The sequence below is a fragment of the Methylacidimicrobium cyclopophantes genome, assembly GCF_902143385.2.
GTDB classification, from domain to species: Bacteria; Verrucomicrobiota; Verrucomicrobiia; order Methylacidiphilales; family Methylacidiphilaceae; genus Methylacidimicrobium; species Methylacidimicrobium cyclopophantes.
This window is the reverse complement of sequence record NZ_CABFUZ020000200.1, coordinates 1-3,072: the sequence shown is the minus strand read 5'-3', so window position 1 is coordinate 3,072 and position 3,072 is coordinate 1. Positions and strand designations below refer to the sequence as shown.

3 protein-coding genes are annotated in these 3,072 nt (G+C 62.1%); 2 read left to right on the top strand and 1 reads right to left on the bottom strand.

Translation table 11 applies throughout. The features are described from left to right. The coding region (dnaG, locus tag FN369_RS08710; RefSeq protein WP_178087773.1) for a DNA primase at positions 1–1,228 on the bottom strand (1,228 nt) is incomplete at its 3' end. Between the two features lie 50 nt (positions 1,229–1,278). On the opposite strand from dnaG, the gene FN369_RS08705 reads away from it, so the two are divergent. Together FN369_RS08705 and mazG are read left to right on the top strand one after the other, a co-directional pair. Further along, complete coding sequence (locus FN369_RS08705; protein WP_246189639.1) at positions 1,279–2,418, top strand: DUF362 domain-containing protein; 1,140 nt, start codon at positions 1,279–1,281, stop codon at positions 2,416–2,418. Next, the coding region (gene mazG, locus FN369_RS08700; RefSeq protein ID WP_142525767.1) for a nucleoside triphosphate pyrophosphohydrolase at positions 2,415–3,072 on the top strand (658 nt) is incomplete at its 3' end. The genes FN369_RS08705 and mazG, both read left to right, overlap by 4 nt.

The window sequence follows — 3,072 nt, the reverse complement described above, 5'->3', positions numbered from 1 at the left end:
GGGGGGCCGCCGTCTCCAAAACGACGGCCTCCCGGCGGATCGGATCCGGGATCTTGGCGAGCCAGACGGCCATCATCTGGGCCGCTTGGCTCCGCCCTCTGGGAAGCGCGAGGTCGTTTTGCCGGGCGGCTTGATCCAAAAGATGCGAGAGATAGGCGGGAGCGAGCCGCAACGTCTCCCGAAAGCTCGCAACGGCCGCCTCTCCCCGGCGAAGGAAGCTGTCGGGATCCTCCCCCGTCGGAAGGGAAGCCACCCGGACGTCGAATCCCGCTTCCGTCAAGATTTCCAATCCCCGCACCGCAGCGCTCTCTCCCGCCCGGTCGGCGTCAAAGCAGACGATCACCTCTTCGGCGAACCTTCGCAGCAGACGCGCGTGGTGTTCGGTGAGCGCGGTACCCTGGACGGCGACGACGTTGCGGAAGCCGGCAAGGTGGCAGCGCATCAGATCCATCGGCCCCTCGCAGAGGACCGCTCTTCCTTCCTGCGCGATCGCCCGCTTGGCTCGATCCATTCCCAAGAGAATTTTCCCTTTCGAAAAGATCGGGCTCTCCGGAGAATTGAGGTACTTGGGAGCCGATCCTTCCGAGCCGACGCTTCGGCCGCTGAAGCCCACGATCCGACCCGCTTCGTCGGCGATTGGAATGATCAGCCGATCGCGAAAGCGGTCGTAGGGCTGCGATTTCTCACCGAGAACCACGAGTCCCGCCTCCGCCAAAAGCTCGACCGAATAGCCGTGCGTGAGACCCCACCGAAGGACTCCGTCCCAGCGGTCCGGGGCATACCCTATCTCGAATGTTTCCGCCGCCTCCCGGGAGAGGGCTCGGGATTCGAGATAGCGACGGCCCGCTTCTCCCTCCGGGGAGTTCCACAAAAGACCGCGCCACCGATCGGCTACCGCCTTGTGCAGAGAGAAGAGTCGTTCCCGGGTCGAGGGGGCCCCCGCTTCCTTCCGGAAGCTACCGGGCATCTCCAGCCCGGCCCTCTCCGCCAGCAAGCGCAAGGCGCCCAGAAAGTCGAGACGCTCGTACTGCATGACGAAATCGAACACCGTCCCGCCGTAGCCGCTGCTGAAACATTTGAAGAGCTGCTTTTGCGGATCGACAAAAAAAGAAGGAGTCTTCTCCGCGTTGAATGGCGAGAGAGCCTTGTATTTGGAGCCGGCTCGCTTTAGAGGAACATAGTTGCCGATGACCTCAACAATGTCGCTGGCGGCACGAACGGTTTCCACGAATTCTCGGAACGCCGGCGTCCCCATTCCGCTGGAATAAATCGGCTCTCGTGGAAAAACGCAAGGCCTACCCGAACTTCATGGGGCATCTCTTCTATTTCGTGTTCTTCCTCCTCGTCTCGGCTTCGTCGAAGGCGGCCGCCTCCGGTTCCGCGGTCGTCATCGTCGAGAGACCGTCCGTCGTCCATAACTTCAGCGTCGACGCCGCCGCAGTTCGGACCATGTTCCGGGATGCGCTCTTGCAATATACGAAGCAGGCCACTGCGCAGGCAGCCTGGACCAAAGGGATCGGGATCACCGCCCAAGACATCGTCGGGATCAAGATTTCGGCTTCGGGCGGTCCCGTCATGTCGAGTCGCAAGGAGCTCGTCGCCGCGATTGCCGAAAGCCTGGTCGAGGCGGGGGTGTCCGAGGAGCGGATCGTCGTCTGGGACAAGCAGGAAGACGATCTCCGGGAAGCCGGCTACTTCCCCCGCCCGGAGGGAGCGCCCTATCTCGTTCGCTCGGTGATTCCGGCGACCGGCTTCGACGAGCATGTCTTCTACGTGAACGAAGTCCTCGGCCGACTGATTTGGGGAGACCTCGCCTTCCAAGGGATCAAGCCCAACCGCGGGCAAGGCCAACGATCGCAACGGCACGGCGAGAAGCAGAGCGTGGCGCAGATGTACGGCCAAGGGGTCTCGGCGGGAAGCCTCGAGAGCCAGGTGAGCAACAAGTCTTACTACGCACGGCTCGTCACCCAGATCTGCACCAAGATCATCAACGTGCCGGTTTGCATCGACAACAGCGGGTTCGGCTTCAATGGCAGCCTCGCCTCTCTCGCCTTCGGGATGGTCGACAACACCCGCCGATTCGAGGGAGAGGGAAACTGGGGCGATCCCGCCATCGCGGAGATCTTGGACCGGCCCTTTGTCCGGAGCAAAGTGGTGCTCCACGTGATGGATGCGCTCATCGCGCAATATGCCGGAGGGCCCGATTTCAGTCCGGAGTTCACCTACCCACTTGGAGCGATCTACCTCAGCAGGGATCCGGTCGCCATCGATTCCCTTCTCGTGAGCCGCGTTGACTCCTGGCGCGTCGGCGCTCACATTCCTTCCCTGCAACCCATGGTCCATTACATTCAAACCGCCGTCGAATATGGACTCGGCACCGCCGATCCGAAGAACATCCTCCTCATCCCCCTCCCATGAGCTCCTCCGATCCTGCCATCGATCGCCTTTCGGCCATTCTCGCCCGCCTCCGAGCACCCGACGGCTGCCCTTGGGATCGGGAGCAGACCCACCAGAGCATCAAGGGTCAGCTCCTCGAAGAATGTTACGAGGTCTTGGAAGCGATCGACCGGAACTCGCCGGAGGAGCTGAAAGAGGAGCTCGGCGATCTCCTGCTCCATGTGCTCTTCCATGCGCAGATGGCGAGCGAGCGGGGAGCCTTTACTTTCTGCGACGTGGCCGAGGGCCTCTCGGAAAAGCTCATCCGACGCCATCCCCATGTCTTCGGGGACGCGAGCGCCAAGAACGCCGACGAAGTCATCACTCACTGGGAGCAAAGCAAGCGGAAAGAAAAGCCGGAGCGACAAAGCATCTTCGACGGGATTCCGCGGGAGCTACCCGCCCTTCTCCGTGCGCAAAAATATCAGGGAAAGGCGTCCAAGCTCGGCCTCGACTGGAGCGACTCGGAAGGCCCCAAGGCGAAGATCGCCGAAGAGCTCGAAGAAGTGAACCGTGCGGCGGCCGAGGGAGACCCGAAACGAATCGAAGAGGAAATCGGCGATCTCCTCTTTGCCGTCGTCAATTTGGCCCGCCATCTGCACGTCAATGCCGAATGTGCGCTGAGCGGAGCCGCCG